This window comes from Falsiphaeobacter marinintestinus, assembly GCF_007923355.1.
GTDB lineage: Bacteria > Pseudomonadota > Alphaproteobacteria > Rhodobacterales > Rhodobacteraceae > Phaeobacter_A > Phaeobacter_A marinintestinus.
In genome coordinates this window covers 616,266-632,847 of the sequence record NZ_VOGO01000001.1, presented here as the reverse complement: position 1 = coordinate 632,847, position 16,582 = coordinate 616,266, and the positions used below count along the sequence as shown (strand labels likewise).

Sequence of the window (16,582 nt, the reverse complement as noted above, 5' to 3'; positions counted from 1 at the left end):
TCAGGTTTCGTCGGGGGGAAATGCGGTGCTGCGCAGAGATCGGATCCGCACCCGCTGCGAAGCTTCGATATGCGCGCCCATCTGATGCTCGGCCTCGCGACCGTCGCGGTTTTGCAGGGCATCAAGAATGGCGTTGTGTTCCTGCACGGCGTTGTCGAACCGGTCGGTTTCGGCCAGCGTGGTTGGGCCGAGGATCATCAGCGCCTTTTGCAGACCGCTCATGGATTTGCGCAGGAATCGATTCTTGGCGGCGTCCAGCAATGCCGCGTGGAACACCCGGTTCAGGCGAAAGGCCTCTTCCGGCGTTTCGGCGGCGGCTAGGTCCCGGTTGATCGCAACAAGTTCGGCGATTTCAATATCCGAAGCGGCGCGGGCGGCCAAACGGGCGGCTGTACCTTCCAGAACGGCTCGCATTTCGTACAGTTCCATCACCTCGGCATAATCAAGACGGCGGATCGTGGCGCCCTGACGCGGCACGTGGATCACCAGCCCGTCGGCTTCCAGTTGGCGAATCGCCTCGCGCACTGGGGTGCGGCTGACGCCCAACCGTTCGGCCAGTTCGGTTTCACGCAGCCGGTCACCGGGCAGCAGCTTGCCATCACGGATTTCACCCAGAAGGGTTTCGTATGCTGCATTTCCGTGCAGTCCGTCGGGTGGAACAGCGTCTTCCATAATGGGGCTGGCGATCCTTGCTTGCGTTATTGTGTCCGGATGTATACAGATGGATACAAATAGTCAACACGTCAGTTCCGGGATGAAATTCATGCAGATCCGGCCTTCCAAACCCACAATCGTGACGTTTTGCACCGCAGCCGCCGGGGCAGGGCTGTTTTGGCTGTTGGGCTTGCCGTTGCCGTTTCTGTTTGGCCCGATGGCATTCTGTCTGCTGGTCGCTCTGGGTGGGGGCAAGCTGAGCAGTTTCGGGCAGGTCTCGGTCGCGGCGCGAACGATCCTTGGGGTTGCAGTGGGCACGTCGATCACGCCCGAAGTGCTGGGGCAATTGCCACAGATGGCAGGATCGGTGGCGCTGATGCCGCTGTATGTGATCCTGATTGGCATTGTGGGCGTTCCGTTTTTCTACAAGGTCTGCGGGTTTGATCTGGTCACATCCTATTACGCAGCGATGCCTGGCGGTTTGCAGGATATGATCATTTTCGGGCAGGAGGCCGGGGGCAATCCGCGAATCCTGTCACTGGTCCATGCCACCCGTGTGCTTGTGATCGTGATCGTGGCGCCGTTTGTGCTGACCTATCTGTACGGTGCGGCGCTGACCAATCCGATTGGGCAACCGGCGTCAGACATTCCATTGCATGAACTTGCGCTGATGGTGGTTGCGGCCATTGTCGGTTGGAAAGGTGGCGAACGGATCGGTCTGTTTGGTGCGTCGATCCTTGGGCCGATGATCGTGGCCGCCGCGATGACACTGGGCGGGCTGATCCACACGCGCCCGCCTGCCGAAGCGATCCTGACGGCGCAGTTCTTCATCGGCAGCAGCATCGGCGTGCATTATGTCGGTGTCACCCTGCGCGAACTGCGGCAGGTTGTGGTGTCGGGGCTGGCCTTCATGCTGGTGCTGGCTGTTCTGGCTGCGATGTTTGCGCAACTGGTCACGGCGTTGGGGCTTGCCCAACCTGTCGAAGCGTTCCTGGCGTTCGCGCCCGGCGGTCAGGCCGAGATGACGGTTCTGGCCATTGTCGCTGGGGCCGATCTGGGATTTGTGATTGCGCACCATCTGGTCCGGATCGTGTTGGTGATCACCGGTGCCCCGGTGATCGCCCGGTTTATGCGCCCCAGACCTGAGGATTGATCATGTGGATCGGCGCGCCGTCTGCATAGGCGTTGATCTGGTCGAAGATGTCCGCGAATTGAAGGTCGAATTCGTCTTCGGTGACAAAGCCGATGTGGGGCGTTGCGATCAGGTTGGGATGGCTGAGCAGAGGGTCGGTGGGATCGGTCAGCGGCTCGCTGTCAAACACATCAATCGCGGCTTTGCCGGGGCGTCCGGCATTCAATGCGTTCAGCAATGCGCCTGATTCTATCAGGCCAGCACGCGAGGTGTTTACGAATACCGCGCCGGGCTGCATGGCAGCCAGATCAGTGGTGGTGATGATCCCGCGCGTTTCCGGTTTCAGGCGCACGTGGACTGAGACCGCATCGCTTTGGGCAAAAAACGCCGCGCGATCCGGTGCGAGGGTCATCCCGTCAGCCTGCGCGCGGGCCCGGCCTTGTTCTGACGACCACCAGACGACGTCCATTCCAAAAGCATCCGCGTATCCGGCCACGGTTTTGGCGATGCGGCCATAGCCATAGAGGCCCAGTCGACGACCCCGCAGGGTCTTGCCAACCCCGGCTTGCCAGCGCCCTGCCTTGACCGAGGCCATCTGGGTAGGCAAATCGCGCAGGCCCATCATGATCAGCGCCCAGGTCAGTTCGGCGGCGGCATAGGAGGGCGTTCCGGAATGCATGTTGGAACTGAGCAGGATGCTATTGTCGGTGCAGGCGGGCACATCGACATGCGGATAGACGCTGCGCTGACTGATCAGTCTCAGGTTGGGCAGCCGGTCGAGCAAATCGCGGGTTACTTTGGTGCGCTCGCGAAACAAAACCAACGCCTCTGCATCCGACAGGCGGTTTGCAAGTTGGTCGATGTTGTCGACATGGTCCGTCCAGACCGTCACGTCATGATCTGCAAGCTTGGTGAAGCAAGGCAGGCCGCGCAGCGTGTCGAACCAGTCATCCAGAATATGGACCTTCATCGGCTTTCAACTCTGACGTCCGGGCGCGGCTGGCGCGGGGTCGGGACAAACACATCTTCCTGAAGCGCGCTCAAAGCTGACAGGATGCGCCGGCGTTGTGCCAGAAGGTGATTGAACTGGGCATCACATCCGGCGATCGGGGTGGGGTAACCAGATATCTCGTCCTGCAGGATTTTTCGTGCAAGGCGAAGTTCGGAATGGGCGATGGTCAGGCAGTCATCATAAGAGTCGGTCATGGCGTTTCCCTTATTGTATGCCGTAGTATACAATTGTGATCTTACCTCTGTCAAACACCGAACACCGCCGCCTTGCCCTAATGCGACAGCAGCACGGGGATCGGGGTATCTTTCATCACGCGGGCGGTGACGCCGCCCAGAAAGTCTTCGCGAAACTTGGAATGCTCATAGGCCCCCATCACCAGCAGGCAGGGGTTCTGATCGCGGCAATAAGCCAGCAGAGCGCGGGCGATGCCCGGGTCGGCAGGGATCTGTTCATGCGTCGCAGAGACGCCATGCCGGGTCAGATGTACCATCAGGTTGGTCACCGGGCGCGGTGTGGTCTCATCCCCGATGGTCAGCACAGTGACCCGGCCCTGATCTTCAAGCAGGCCAAGGCTGTCAGACAGCGCCCGAGCGGCGGCCCTGCTGCCATCCCAGGCAATCACGGCGTGGCTTTGGCTGGCTGCGGTGTCGTGGGTGCGGGGAACCAGCAGAACCGGACGGCCACTTAACAACGCGATGCGGTCGGGATGCACGATGACGTGTTCATTGACGCCTTCGGACTGATCCTGCCCGACAACAAGCAGGTCAAAATTTCGGGCGGTTTCGGACAGGACTGCGTCGACGCGCCCGGCTGTGCGGCGGAAATGCAACCGATCGCCCAGATCAAGCGTTCTGCGCAACGTTTCAAACCGGGCTTCGATGCCGCTGAGGATATCGGCATTGGCCTGTGCGATGATTTCGCGGGCCTTTTCGGGGACCCACGCAGCCCGGCTGTTGATGACCTCGTGGGTCGAATGCGCCAGCAGCGCCGTGACATGCGCGCGATCACCCGCCAGCGAGGTCGCGTACTTCAGGGCGGTTGCAGCGCTTTCGGTTCCGTTGAATGCAACAAGGATATTACGGACGCTCATGATGACATCTCCTATCCTGCCCAGACCGTTGCGGGAACATAGACATGCCCGTCGGCCAGTTTACGCGCGGTGCGGACCAGCCCCGCCGCGTTCAGGGTAAACCCATCTTCGGTGGCATAGTCGACCAGCACGTCGATCGTGCCCGAGGCGTGTTCCAGAACCACATTGGCCGGGTTTTCGGTGGGGCGCGACAGCAAGCCATCGGCCACGCTGCCGGGCGTCAGGGCGCAGGAGGCAAGACACTGCGCGCCGGTGACCGCCATCGAGGGGTGGGTTTTCCATGGCATGAAATACCGCGCTGAAATCGTCCCGCCGTTTTGCGCGGGGGCCAGCAGGCCGAATTTGGGTGTCACTGATTTGGAAACATCGCCCATCCCCATCAACAGACCCGCCTCTTGCCGGACGGCTTCCATCTTGTCGAAAAAGGCGCGGTTGGCATCGAGGTCTTCGGCGCTTTCATACCCGGTCAGCCCGAAATCTGTCGCGCGGGCGATCACGACGGGCATGGCCACGTCCATGCAGGTCAGCTCAACCCCCTGCACGGTGTCGCGCAGGTTGCCGGTGGGCAGGAAGGCTCCTGTTGATGATCCCACAACCCCCATAAAGCTAAGCTGGACCGGCGCGGCGGTTCCGGGGGCGCCTGCGATGGCAGTGTCACCTTCATAGGTCAGCTGTCCGCCCGGGGTCTGAACCTTGGCTATGACGCGTGCGCCGGTGTTCACAGCGCGGATGCGAATTTCTGTCACGTCGCCCTGCGGGGCGATCAGGCCCAATTCGATGGCCGCCGGGCCAACGCCTGACAGGATGTTGCCACAGGTCGGTTTGAAATCGACAAGCTGATCTTCGACCGAGACCTGGGCGAAGAAATAGTCGATGTCGCACCAATCATCCATGCTTTCAGACAGCATCGCGACCTTGGTCGTGACCGCAGCGCCGCCGCCGATCCCGTCGATGTTCAGCGGATGGCCCGAGCCTACTGCCGCGATCAGGACGTGTGACAGGGTTTCAAGATTCTCAGGCAGATCCTCGCGCCGGAAGTATGGCCCGCGCGAAGTGCCGCCGCGCATGAAGATGTACGGAATGGCGGTTTGGGTCATGTCAGATCCTGTTGGATGGCGGACGGGTCGTTGAGAATTTGTTTGGGTATCATTTCAGCGGCCACGGAAGATCCACAGCGCCCTGCAACAGGCCCGGTGGGAAGTCGCGGTTCAGGGCACCTGCCATCAGGCACATGAAGGCGATACCACAGGCCGTCAGCAGCAGGGACATGCCCCAGCTAGACCCGGCGCGCACCCGGAAGAAGGCAATCAGGAAGCCGACCAGTGCAAGGATGAACCCGACGACCCATGTGGCCGCGATGAGCCCTCCGAACCAGGCCAGTGTGCTCCACAGCCCATAGGGCGCATCGGCGTCTTCGCCCGAGACTTCTTTGTCGGCAAATATGCTGTCGCCCTCGGGGCGGCGCATCATCTGAACCAGAAGGATCATGCAGCAGGCCAGAGCAAAGCCCCCGATGATCAACGGAATGATCTTGTCGGTCATGTTATAGTCGGGGATCATGCTGGCGTTGATCAGTGCAAAGGTCAGGTACCCTGCGATGACCAGCAGGAACACCACAGGCGCGCGCTTGCTGCCGGACTGAACTTCGCCCTCGGCCATGATGGTTTTGGCCTGACGAATGCCCAGAACAACCGAGACGACGGTGATGATGATCAGGACGATCACGATGGGCGAGAACACGTAATCCATGCCCTCTTCAAAGCTTTTGCGAAAGCGGAACGACGCGATCTGGAACGCTTGGTTGGTGAATTTCTCGACGGGGTTGGACAGCACGAACCCGATCAGGAAGGCCGGGCGCGACCAGTCGAAGCGACGCAGGAAGATGCCGATCAGGCCGATGGTGAACAAGGCCAGCAGGTCTTCGAAGTTCTGGCCCGACTGAAAGGCGGCAAAGCTGATCAGCATGAACAGGAACGGCGCAAGATACGTGAAGCGGATCGTGGTCAGTTTGGCGATGCCGCCTGACGCCGCGATGCACAGAACCGTGCCGACAACGTTGGCCAGCGCCAGCAGCCAGACGATCGAATACGTGATGTCGAGGTTGTTCTTGAGCATGCCGGGGCCGACTTCGATGTCGCCCGAGCCCAGCAGGGCTACAGCCCCGATAAAGATCGCCATCGAGCCCGAACCGGGGATACCGAACAAGAGGGTGGGGACCAGCCCGCCGCCTTCTTTGGCGTTGTTTGAGCTTTCCGGGCCGATCACGCCGCGCACTTCGCCTTTGCCGAAGTTGGATTTGTCCTTGGTGGTTTGCACCGCATGGCCATAGGCGATCCAGTCGACGACCGACCCGCCAAGTCCGGGGATCACGCCGACGACGACGCCGATGATGGAACACCGGACTGATAGCCAGATATTGGCAGCCCAGTCTTTAACGCCGTCCAGCCAGCCCGCCCCAAGGCTTGCACCTTTGGCGATGGACCGGTCCTGACGCAGCAGCGACACGATTTCGGGAATGGCAAAGACGCCAAGGCCCACGATGACCAATTTCAGGCCGTCCGTGAGATAGGGAATGTCATAGCTGGCCATCCGCAGCGATCCGCCCGCGTCGGCCTCGCCGATGGTGCCGATCATGATGCCAAGCCCGGCGGCAGCCAGTCCTTTCAATGGGATGCGTCCGGCCAGAACCGCGACCATGCTGAGGCCAAGGACGGTGATCATCAGCATTTCGGGCAGGCCGAAGGCCAACACGATGGGGCGCGCCACAAGGATAAAGACCGTCAGAAAGCTGGCTCCGACGAGCCCGCCGAACAGCGAAGACGCAAAGGCTGCTGACAGCGCCCTTGCGGCCTGTCCCTTTTTGGCCATCGGGAATCCGTCCAGCACAGTGGCCTGAGAGGCCGAGGAGCCGGGTATGCCCATCAGGACAGATGCGAAGGTGTCAGACGTCGGGACGACCGCGACCATGCCGATCATCAGCGCCAGACCCAAGATCGGGTCCATGCCGAACATGAAAGGCAGCAACAGTGACAGCCCGGCGATGCCGCCAAGGCCGGGAAATACGCCAACAGCCAGGCCCATCACCACCCCAAGCACCAGATAACCAAGCACAATAGGTTGCAGGATCAGAGCCCACGCATCAGCGAGCGCGGGAAGGGCTGTGGCGAAAGCCTCCATCGGAGCCGCCTTTCTTTGCAGATGTCATTTGTAAAAATGGGCGGGCGGCCCAAGGTCGCCCGCCAAGTGAAGAGTGCTTACTTAAGCTCAACTCCGTAAGCATCCTTAAGCCAGCCAATCACATAGGCTTTGGCTTCGGCGGGCACTTGTGTGGCAGTGCCCAGAGCAGCTTTTGCGCCGTCACCGGTAAAGACCGAATACTTGCCGACGCGCTTGGACGAGATTTCCGCGAAATCGGCGCGGGCCACCACGTCTTCGAAGGCCTTGGTATAGGTATCGATCACGTCCTGCGGGGTTCCTGCAGGCAGGAAGGCCAGTTTCTGAACCGGGAAGCCAGCCACAAAGAAGGCTTTCCATGCGTCCCATGCTTCGCCGCTGGTTTCGCAGCCATCGGTGGCTTCGCAGACTTCCTTGAAGGTCGCGATGTCCGGGAATGTCGGGTCGCGCACGATGTTGCCGTCCGCATCCAGCGAGCCCCAGGTCATCATCGGAACTGCGTTACCGGCAGCAACCATCTCGGCCGACCCTTTCAGGTAACCTGACGAGGTCTGATAATCGATCGTGGCTTCGCCGCGTTCGAACATCAGACGACCATCGCCACGGCCCTTGATGCCAAAGACGGGTTCGACGTTCATGCCCAGCATCTGCCACGCCAGCAGCGGGACCAGATCAAGACGGGTCGCGCCCTGCGAGCCATAGATGAAATCAACGTCTTTCAGCGCATTGGCCGACCCATCGAACTTGGCGCCGTCTTCGGCGTTCAGATAGGCCACACCGCCGGTGCCCGATGCCATGACCGGGTTCCAGTCATTGTATTCATAGCGGACGCGTGGATCACCCAGAAGGTAGGGGAACTGAGTCGAGCCGGACGATCCGAACAACAGCGTGCCGTCATCGTGTGTCTCGTTCTGGAACCAGTTGGCGCCTTTGGTCGATCCGGCACCCGGCATGAACTTGACGACAACGGTCGGTGTGCCCGGCAGCGCTTCGCTGAGCAGCGGGGCAAAGAAGTTCGCCCATTTGGCCGATCCACCGGTTTCCGAGAACGGGATGACCCATTCGATGGTTTTACCCGTAAAATCGACTTCGGCGGCAGCAGGTGCTGCGAATCCTGCGGCGGCAATCAGCCCCACGACGGCACGACGAGTGAAGTTGGACATGGTCATTGGTTCCTCCCTATAGACCGTACAGCTACGACCGCGCCTCCAGCGCCGCCGATGCTGCTTATTTAATTCGGGGATTGATTCCCCTCCCGATGTCGCGATCATGACGGGCCAACCTTGCGCCAACCTTGCGCCAACCGTGCAGGAGCCAAATTGCGGATTGCAATCGTCGAAGATAACGAGACTCTGGCCAATGCTATAGCATATCGCTTGCGCGATCGCGGGCATGCTGCTGACGTGCTGCATGATGGCGATGATGCAGATGCATTTCTGGCGCGTGACGGGGCGGATCTGGTGGTGCTGGATATCAACCTGCCGGGGCAGTCTGGCCTGACCATTCTGCAAGCCATGCGGGCGCGGGGCGACGGTACCCCGGTGATCTTGCTGACGGCACGGTCCGAAACCAGTGACCGGGTGGCGGGGCTGGATATGGGGGCTGATGACTATCTGGTAAAACCGTTCGAGATGGACGAGCTTGAGGCCCGCATCCGGGCGCTGTCGCGGCGAAAGAACCTGGATTACGGCGCTCGTGAGGCCATCGGCGCGTTGGAGTTTGACAGGACCACACGGCAGCTTCTGGCGGGCAGCACGGCGCTGGACATACCCCGGCGCGAACTCGCGGTTCTGGAGTGTCTGCTTGAACGTCGTGGTCGGATCGTATCCAAAGCGCATCTCACCGACCATGTCTATGGGGTTGGCGCCGATGTCGATGACACGGCAATCGAACCGCATGTCTCTCGATTGCGCAAACGCCTTTCGGACCATGGTGTGGCGATCAAAACGGCGCGCGGGCTGGGATATATGCTTGAGGTGCAGACCTGATGCAGTCGGCGTCGCTGCGGTTACGATTGTTCGTCCTGATTTTGTCGCCGCTGGTCCTGATGGCGATGTTGCTGGGATACTGGCGATATTCGGTCGCTCAGAACACCGCCGAAAACCTGTTTGACCGTAGCCTGCTGGCGGCCGCTTTGGCGATTTCACGCGACGTTGCGATTTCCAGTGGCGATGCGCTGTTGCCGTCGACAAGCGACCTGATCCGCGATGCCTCGGGTGGCGCTGTGTTTTATCATGTGACCGGGCCGGGCGGAATTTATGTGACGGGATACGCTTATCCACCCGCCGTTGTTCGCGACAAAAACGCCAACCTCTACGCGCCACATCTGTACGAAGCCATCTATCGTGGCGATGCGGTCCGGGTGCTGCAGGTGACCGAACGCGTGACCATTGGCAACCTGACTGGCGACACAACCGTGACAGCGTGGCAGAGGCTTTCCGACCGTGACGCATTTGCCGCCCAACTTGCGGTGCGGGCGGCTGGCCTAATCGGGGCCTTGCTTGCCACGTTGGCATTGGTGGTCTGGTTCGGGGTTGCGCTGGGCCTGCGCCCATTGATCGACCTGCAGGACGCTATTTCGATCCGGTCGCCAGATGATCTGAGCCGGATCCGACGTCCGGTACCGGATGAGGTTCAGGGGATTGTAAAAACCCTTAACCAATTGTTTGGGCAACTTGAAACAAGCCGGGATGCGCAACAGGTCTTTATCTCGGACGCGGCGCATCAATTGCGCAATCCCGCTGCCGCCGTGCAGGCCATGGCCGAGGCGCTGCGTGATGCCAAAACAGATCAGGATCGCAATCAGCGCATCGGCGAACTGATCACAGCGGCGCGCAATTCGGCGCGGGTGGCAAACCAGCTTTTGTCGCTGGATCGGCTTCAGCAGCCTGGGCCAAATGCAGCGCCTGAGGTGTTTGATTTGAACGTAGTCCTTCATCACGTCTGTTCTGAAGCTGGTCCTGTGGTTTTGTCACAGGGGTTGGAATTTGAGCTCTGCGCTCCGGATCACCCGGTTCAAGTGTCGGGTGACCAGGTGTTTGTGGCCGAGGCCGTTAAGAACCTGATTGACAACGCCATGAAGCATGGCGGAGCAACGCTGTCTTCGATTTGGGTTCAGTTGGAAGTGACCGGGACAACCGCAGAAATCACAGTGCGCGATGACGGGCAGGGGCTGCGCCCAGATCAAAGCGATGCGGCCTTCAGTCGGTTTTCGCAAGTCGAACCGTCCGACGGCAGTGGCCTTGGGCTTGCGATCGCGCGCACCGTCGCAGAACGTCACGGCGGATCGCTTGTGATCAACACTGTGGACAAGGGCGCAAGTCTGACGCTGACCTTGCCCTATTCGCCATGATGAACGGTTGCACAGGGCACCTGCAGATTGCGGTGGCGAAATGCTGGCATATAGTCGAACGCAAGATACACGCCGCCGGAGGCTTGCCCCAACCACTTTCGGCTGAATAACAAACTGGAGAGACCAATGGCTTTGACCCTGCAACAGATGATGGAAGCCGCTAATGCGGCCGTCACTCGGATCGATGGCGCGAAAGCGCGTGAAATGGTGGACAACGGCGCGCTGCTGCTGGACATCCGGGACGCCCCCGAACTGCAGGCTGCTGGCCGCGCCGCGCAATCACATCATATTTCGCGGGGCATGCTTGAGTTTCGCGCCGATCCGACCACGCAGTTTTATGATCCACAGTTAAAGTTCGACCGCCCCATCGTCGTGCATTGCGCCTCGGGCGGACGGGCCGCGCTGGCAGGTAAGCTGCTCAAGGACATGGGCTATGCTGCAGTCTATAACGTTGGCGGCCTGCAGGATTGGAAGAACGCCGGTGGCAGCATGATTGAACCGGTCGATCCGGGTATGTGATCAGGCGTTTAGAAACGCCCTGACCGACAATTCGAATTCGCGGGGTTTCTCGGCGTGCAGCCAGTGCCCGGCGCCCGGGATCTTGGCAAACCGCGCTTTGGGAAACAGGGCGCGGATCAGGTTGCGGTGTTCCGACAGGACATAATCCGAGTCCGCGCCGGTCAGAAACAGCGTTGGTCCATCCCATGATCCGTGTGTGTCGGGGAAACCGATGATCTTGTCCATTTCTGCGGCCAACGCATCCAGATTCAGCCGCCAACGCTGCCGCGCAATATCCAGCGACTGGGTGAAAAAGCTTTGCAACATCCGGTCGACATCCTGTTCGGCCAGTTGTGCCTCGGCCTCGGACCGGCGCGTGACGCCGGTCAGATCCACGGCCTTCATCTTGTCGATATTGTCCTGCTGAGTATGTGCGTATGCCACGGGCGCAATGTCAGCGACCACCAGTCGGCGTATCTTGTCACCATGCTTCAGTGCCAGAACCATGGCCGCTTTGCCGCCCATGGAATGTCCGACCACATCTGCGGTGCCGCCCATGCTATCAATGACTTCGGCCAGATCATCAGCCAGTTCCGGGTAACTGTGTGTGTCCTGCCAGGGGCTCTGCCCATGATTGCGCATGTCAACGGCGAAAACTTGTCGTTCATTTGACAGCCGTTTGGCGATCACGCCCCAGTTGCGGGCCGACCCAAAAAGCCCGTGCGCGATCAAAAGCGGTGGTTGGTCGGTCGGTTCGCCGTGGATGATGATGTTCAGCATGGGCCAAATGATACCGATACGGGCGGGCAGGGACCAGAGCTATTGAGCGTCGCGTTGTCTGCCGTTAGACAAGGCCGACCGGAGGCCCGTCTTGAGCGAACACGACCAGATTCCTGACCAGATCGAAACCACGCGGGCGCTGATGCGTCAGAAACTCGGCGGTGGCGGGGCGACCCTGAAGGATGCCCTGCGCAAACGGGGCAGCCGCCTGCCGCGCCGCGTGCGGTCGCAAATCAATGAACTGGCCGAGGCCGAGACGTTCGCCACTCACCCCAGACTGCGCTTCACGTTGGATGCGACCGCGCTGACCAAGGCTGCAACCGGGGCGCAGGATCACCTGAACGCGATCGATTTATCGGACCGCCGCAAGGGCTGGTGGCTGGGGATGTTGGGCGGCTTGGCCTTCAACTTCCTTTTGGCGACGACATTGCTGATTATTGTTCTGATCTGGCGTGGCTACGTTTAGTCGCTTTTGGACCTGGTGTTCTGTGACTGATCTTCCAGAACGCGGGTTTTCATCTTTTCATAATCCACGCCGGCCAAGGTTGCTTTCTTGTACTTGCGTTTCAGCCGCTCTCTGGTCCAGCGAGATGGCCAGGTCAGGTCAGATTGATCTGTCATCGCGTAAAGCTCTCCATTCAAATGAATGAGCTGCAATCCCAGATCGGCGGCTATATATTGCAGGCAGCGCCGCGAAAACAGGCTTATGTGCTGGCCGGTTTCAAAAGCGAAATACCACCAACTCTGGTCCGGTAGATTGGTTTCGTCAAAACACGTCGCCGAGAAGAACAGGGTGTTCCACCCATATTGCGCCCGGCTCTCCCGCAAGAATTCCAGCGGGTTTGGCAGATGCTCCAGCACTTCAAAAGCCACGGCGACGTCATAGGTCCCGTCATCGCTTTCAAACCCCCGGGCGAGCAAATTATCGGCGTAAGCGTCGGACCAGTAAAAATCGAGGCCGATATCGCGCATGCCACGTACAAAAATCCCGTACCCCGCGCCAATGTCGATCCCGCGGGCCTCTGCCATGTCATTGTGGCGCATAACAGCAGCGATTGCCGGGATATTGGTCAAGTTGCGCGACAGGATGCCGGTGTCGGTCAGCGCAATTGCATCGCCATAGGCTTCATCCAGCCAATGCGGCTGGTCAACCCAGATGTACCCGATGCTGTCATCCATGTAATAACTGGCCATATGGCGGCCAAGAACCGGATGCTGAAACAACGGGCGACCTTCTGTTCGGGTGATCGGAGACACAGCTGTGGGAAAGGGCAGTGGCGTGGTCATCAGAGTGTTTCCTTCAACAGCGCTTCCGGTAGCGGCGCGCCGCTGCTCGGACCGAGATGTTCATGTTGCGTCGTGTTCAGCAATGCGGGATCGATAAACAGGTTGGCTCCCCTGTCTCGCATGGCGCGATGCAGGGTCACATGTTCACAAGTAAGGTTTCCGTTTGCGTCTCGCGCGGCATAGCGCAATCCGCGCAGGGCTTCGGTTTTGTACAGCCCTAACCCACCAAACGCGCTGTCGACCGGAATTGGCGGCGTGTTCCGAGGAATGTGAAACTGCCGATCATAGATCAACCGGGCCAGCAGAGCGGCATGACGCTTTTTACGAAAAAACAGCGGCTTGGGTACGGCGTGGATTGTTTGCCAAACATCTTCTTCGCACCAACCCGGGCAGCGTAGAGCATAGATATCGTAGTAAGCCCGTTCCTGATTGGCAAAAAGCCCATCCCATTGGATGTCAACGCGCCCGGCCGATTTCAAAACGTCTTCTGCAGGCATAGCGGAATTTGGTCCGTCCAGATCAAGCACCAGCGTCAGAGGGTGGACAACACTGCCGTCAAAAAGCGCGAACAACGTCGCATTTCGGGCCAATGTAATCCGTTCGACCCGTTCTTCTACGTTGGTCATTTCACCATCAAGGCGCAGAAGGGTCACATTGTCGGCCCGAGCGCAATAATCAGCGAGAACAGCATCGGTGCCATCGCTGTTGTCGTTTGTGGCGATGATGACACGGCTAGCTGGCAGGTGCGTGCGCAAAGCTTCGATTGCGTCAAGTGTTGCGGGCAAAGACTCGCCGCCGTTTCGTACGACGCCCAGAATATTCATGGCGGCACTCACTTGAACAGCTCCTCAGTCACAGACACTTGAGAACTGCAGTAATGCGGTTGGGCCTAATTTGGCAAGTTGCAGGATAAGCGCAGCAGGCAGGAGTATCGGTTGCTGATCAACGTCAGCAACCGATTGTTTTTCACAAAGAGACGGTTCAGGAATTCGGATAGATCGGGAACCGGGCGCACATTTCAGCGACTTCGGCTTTCACTTTTTCCTCAACCGCACCGTTGCCGTCTTCGCCATTGGCGGCCAATCCGTCGACAACTTCGATGATCCAGTCCGCGATCTGGCGGAACTCGGCTTCTCCGAACCCGCGGGTGGTTCCGGCCGGTGATCCAAGACGGATGCCACTGGTCACGGTCGGTTTTTCCGGGTCAAACGGCACGCCGTTCTTGTTGCAGGTGATATGCGCGCGGCCCAGTGCCTTTTCAGTACCGTTGCCCTTAACGCCCTTGGGGCGCAGATCGACCAGAACCACATGGGTGTCGGTGCCATGGGTCACGGTATCCAGACCGCCTTTGATCAACTGATCGCTCAGCGCCTGCGCGTTGACGATGACCTGCTTGGTATAGTCCTTGAAGGACGGATCCAGCGCCTCGCCAAAGGCCACGGCCTTGGCCGCGATCACATGCATCAGCGGGCCGCCCTGAATGCCGGGGAAAATGGCCGAGTTGAACTTTTTCGCCAGCGTCTCATCATTGGTGAGGATCATGCCACCGCGCGGTCCGCGCAGGGTCTTGTGCGTCGTGGTGGTTGCCACATGGGCGTGCGGGAACGGCGAAGGGTGTTCGCCCGCCGCCACCAGACCGGCAAAATGCGCCATGTCTACGTGCAGATAGGCACCGACCATATCAGCGATTTCGCGCATGCGGGCAAAATCGATCTGGCGCGGAATGGCCGAGCCCCCGGCGATGATCATCTTGGGCTGATGCTCTTTCGCCAGCGCTTCAACCTGCTCATAGTCAAGTCGGTTATCCTGCTTGCGCACACCGTACTGAATGGCGTTGAACCATTTGCCCGACTGGTTCGGCTTGGCGCCATGAGTCAGGTGGCCGCCCGCATCCAGCGACATGCCCAGGATCGTGTCGCCTGGCTGCAACAGCGCCTGAAACACGCCCTGGTTGGCTTGTGAGCCCGAATTCGGCTGCACGTTGGCAAAACCGCAGCCAAACAGTTGTTTGGCCCGGTCGATTGCCAGATTTTCTGCGATGTCGACAAACTGGCAACCGCCATAATACCGTCGGCCCGGATAGCCTTCGGCATATTTGTTGGTCATCACAGATCCCTGCGCTTCCATCACGGCGGCAGAGACGATGTTTTCCGATGCGATCAGTTCGATCTCGTCGCGCTGGCGGCCCAGCTCGGACGTGATCGCGCCAAAGATTTCAGGGTCTCGCGATGCGAGAGACTCGGTGAAAAAGCCGTTGTCACGGTTGGGCGCGGTCATGGGGGCTCCGTTCGTGTGAGTTGGAATGGCGGCCTTCCTAAAGGATCAGAACCTTGTGGAAAAGCCCGGAATGCGAAGATTCGGGTCTGCAGCACGGCAATGGCGGGCGTTGGAGGAACGGGGTGAGGCTTATAAGAACCCGGTGAAACCCATCAGAAACGTGATTTGCCCTTTGACAGCGCGTCAGTAAGATTGTTGCAGAGCAAAGGAGACGAAAATGAAGCATATTTTGATCGCCGCGCTTTTCGGTCTGTTCGCGGCCTCTGTTGGAACCGTTGCGAGCGCTGGTAGCGGCCACACGCAAGAAGCCTGCAGCGGGCGGTAACGCGTATCGCTGCGACCGGTATGGACCGGTCCGCGCCGCTCTGCTAAGTCCTTAGGCTGCGAATGTCTTGACCGGAAGTAGCTGCAGTGGCATCGAAAATCGCCTTTTTGGCCAGTTCAGCGCCGGTCGCTCAGACGGCCCGCACTGCATTGATCACGCGTTACGGAAACTATGAACCTGCCGAGGCGGATGTGATCGTTGCCTTGGGCGGTGACGGGTTCATGCTGCGCACCTTGCACGGGACCCAGGATTTGCCTGCGCCGGTTTATGGTATGAATCGCGGTACCATCGGCTTTTTGATGAACGAATACAGCGAATCTGATCTTGTTGACCGACTGAACGCCGCGGAAGAGGAAGTTATCAATCCTTTGACCATGACGGCGATGGATCGGGACGGCGTGCGTCACGATGCATTGGCGATCAACGAAGTATCCTTGTTGCGTGCGGGTCCGCAGGCGGCGAAGCTGCGGATTTCCGTCGATGGCCGGGTCCGGTTGGCCGAACTGGTCTGCGACGGGGCCTTGTTGGCCACTCCGGCCGGGTCGACTGCCTATAATTATTCCGCACACGGTCCGATTCTTCCGATTGGGTCCGATGTCTTGGCGCTGACCGCAATTGCCGCGTTTCGACCAAGGCGTTGGCGCGGCGCCTTGTTGCCGAAAACGGCCATGGTGCGGTTCGACGTGATCGAGCCCGAGAAACGCCCGGTGATGGCAGACGCCGATTCAACATCGATCGACAATATTGACTGGGTTGAAATCAGGTCTGAACCGTCCATTTCGCACCGTCTTTTGTTCGATCCGGGCCATGGGCTGGAAGAACGCTTGATTTCAGAGCAGTTTGCCTGAAGGCAGCCTCATGTGCGGACATGTTTTTCACTATCTTCAAGAAGTGTGAACTGGATCACAGAGCGGCGGCTTACGGGCCGGTTAGTGTGGATTTACCGATAGCGACATAGACGGTTTACGGAGCGACCGTTTTCGTTTTTTTGACGAGTTATG

17 protein-coding genes are annotated in these 16,582 nt (G+C 59.5%); 6 read left to right on the top strand and 11 right to left on the bottom strand.

Going from position 1 to position 16,582, the window contains the following annotated elements:
- Positions 1 to 672: a GntR family transcriptional regulator gene (locus FOY56_RS03120; protein ID WP_146344327.1), complete on the bottom strand. Its 672-nt coding sequence runs from the start codon at positions 670 to 672 to the stop codon at positions 1 to 3.
- Positions 673 to 763: 91 nt separating this feature from the next.
- Here FOY56_RS03120 and FOY56_RS03115 point away from each other — a divergent pair, with 91 nt between their 5' ends.
- Positions 764 to 1,807: an AbrB family transcriptional regulator gene (locus FOY56_RS03115; protein WP_146344326.1), complete on the top strand. Its 1,044-nt coding sequence runs from the start codon at positions 764 to 766 to the stop codon at positions 1,805 to 1,807.
- Here the strand turns inward: FOY56_RS03115 and FOY56_RS03110 are convergent.
- The 6 genes from FOY56_RS03110 to FOY56_RS03085 all read right to left on the bottom strand — a co-directional run bounded on the left by FOY56_RS03110 (position 1,782) and on the right by FOY56_RS03085 (position 8,231).
- The gene (locus tag FOY56_RS03110) at positions 1,782 to 2,756 is read right to left on the bottom strand and encodes a D-2-hydroxyacid dehydrogenase family protein (RefSeq protein ID WP_146344325.1); all 975 of its coding nucleotides are present in this window, start codon (positions 2,754 to 2,756) and stop codon (positions 1,782 to 1,784) included. The two genes, FOY56_RS03115 and FOY56_RS03110, sit on opposite strands and share 26 nt — an antisense overlap.
- Positions 2,753 to 2,992 carry a hypothetical protein gene (locus tag FOY56_RS03105; protein ID WP_146344324.1) on the bottom strand — a complete coding sequence of 80 codons (240 nt, stop codon included), beginning with the start codon at positions 2,990 to 2,992 and terminating at the stop codon, positions 2,753 to 2,755. The genes FOY56_RS03110 and FOY56_RS03105 overlap by 4 nt, the downstream gene beginning before the upstream one ends.
- Positions 2,993 to 3,069: 77 nt before the next feature.
- A complete protein-coding gene (locus tag FOY56_RS03100) occupies positions 3,070 to 3,888 on the bottom strand; it encodes a universal stress protein (protein ID WP_146344323.1) in 819 nt (272 codons plus the stop codon).
- An 11-nt stretch (positions 3,889 to 3,899) separates the two neighbouring features.
- On the bottom strand, positions 3,900 to 4,985 hold the full coding sequence (locus FOY56_RS03095; RefSeq protein WP_146344322.1) for a 4-oxalomesaconate tautomerase: 1,086 nt from the start codon (positions 4,983 to 4,985) through the stop codon (positions 3,900 to 3,902).
- A 49-nt stretch (positions 4,986 to 5,034) separates the two neighbouring features.
- Positions 5,035 to 7,065 (bottom strand): tripartite tricarboxylate transporter permease, encoded by a 2,031-nt coding sequence (locus FOY56_RS03090; RefSeq protein ID WP_146344321.1) that lies wholly within the window; start codon positions 7,063 to 7,065, stop codon positions 5,035 to 5,037.
- Between the two features lie 77 nt (positions 7,066 to 7,142).
- Positions 7,143 to 8,231, bottom strand: coding sequence for a type 2 periplasmic-binding domain-containing protein (locus tag FOY56_RS03085; protein WP_146344320.1), 1,089 nt, complete (start codon positions 8,229 to 8,231; stop codon positions 7,143 to 7,145).
- A 150-nt stretch (positions 8,232 to 8,381) separates the two neighbouring features.
- On the opposite strand from FOY56_RS03085, the gene FOY56_RS03080 reads away from it, so the two are divergent.
- From FOY56_RS03080 to FOY56_RS03070, 3 genes are all read left to right on the top strand, one after another.
- Entirely contained in the window at positions 8,382 to 9,050 is a 669-nt protein-coding gene (locus FOY56_RS03080) for a response regulator transcription factor (RefSeq protein ID WP_146344319.1), read from the top strand.
- Positions 9,050 to 10,414 carry a sensor histidine kinase gene (locus FOY56_RS03075; RefSeq protein WP_146344318.1) on the top strand — a complete coding sequence of 455 codons (1,365 nt, stop codon included), beginning with the start codon at positions 9,050 to 9,052 and terminating at the stop codon, positions 10,412 to 10,414. The genes FOY56_RS03080 and FOY56_RS03075 overlap by 1 nt, the downstream gene beginning before the upstream one ends.
- Before the next feature lie 126 nt (positions 10,415 to 10,540).
- Entirely contained in the window at positions 10,541 to 10,933 is a 393-nt protein-coding gene (locus FOY56_RS03070; protein WP_146344317.1) for a rhodanese-like domain-containing protein, read from the top strand.
- Here FOY56_RS03070 and FOY56_RS03065 read toward each other — a convergent pair whose 3' ends face one another.
- The gene (locus FOY56_RS03065) at positions 10,934 to 11,692 is read right to left on the bottom strand and encodes an alpha/beta fold hydrolase (RefSeq protein ID WP_146344316.1); all 759 of its coding nucleotides are present in this window, start codon (positions 11,690 to 11,692) and stop codon (positions 10,934 to 10,936) included.
- Between the two features lie 91 nt (positions 11,693 to 11,783).
- Here FOY56_RS03065 and FOY56_RS03060 point away from each other — a divergent pair, with 91 nt between their 5' ends.
- Positions 11,784 to 12,158 carry a hypothetical protein gene (locus tag FOY56_RS03060; RefSeq protein WP_246139395.1) on the top strand — a complete coding sequence of 125 codons (375 nt, stop codon included), beginning with the start codon at positions 11,784 to 11,786 and terminating at the stop codon, positions 12,156 to 12,158.
- Here the strand turns inward: FOY56_RS03060 and FOY56_RS03055 are convergent.
- The 3 genes from FOY56_RS03055 to glyA form a co-directional block, all read right to left on the bottom strand.
- The gene (locus FOY56_RS03055; protein WP_146344315.1) at positions 12,155 to 12,979 is read right to left on the bottom strand and encodes a class I SAM-dependent methyltransferase; all 825 of its coding nucleotides are present in this window, start codon (positions 12,977 to 12,979) and stop codon (positions 12,155 to 12,157) included. The two genes, FOY56_RS03060 and FOY56_RS03055, sit on opposite strands and share 4 nt — an antisense overlap.
- The gene (locus FOY56_RS03050) at positions 12,979 to 13,815 is read right to left on the bottom strand and encodes a glycosyltransferase family protein (protein ID WP_146344314.1); all 837 of its coding nucleotides are present in this window, start codon (positions 13,813 to 13,815) and stop codon (positions 12,979 to 12,981) included. The genes FOY56_RS03055 and FOY56_RS03050 overlap by 1 nt, the downstream gene beginning before the upstream one ends.
- 145 nt (positions 13,816 to 13,960) lie before the next feature.
- Positions 13,961 to 15,256 (bottom strand): serine hydroxymethyltransferase, encoded by a 1,296-nt coding sequence (gene glyA / locus FOY56_RS03045; protein WP_146344313.1) that lies wholly within the window; start codon positions 15,254 to 15,256, stop codon positions 13,961 to 13,963.
- Positions 15,257 to 15,667: 411 nt separating this feature from the next.
- Here glyA and FOY56_RS03040 point away from each other — a divergent pair, with 411 nt between their 5' ends.
- On the top strand, positions 15,668 to 16,429 hold the full coding sequence (locus tag FOY56_RS03040; protein WP_146344312.1) for an NAD kinase: 762 nt from the start codon (positions 15,668 to 15,670) through the stop codon (positions 16,427 to 16,429).
- Positions 16,430 to 16,582: the final 153 nt, after the last annotated feature.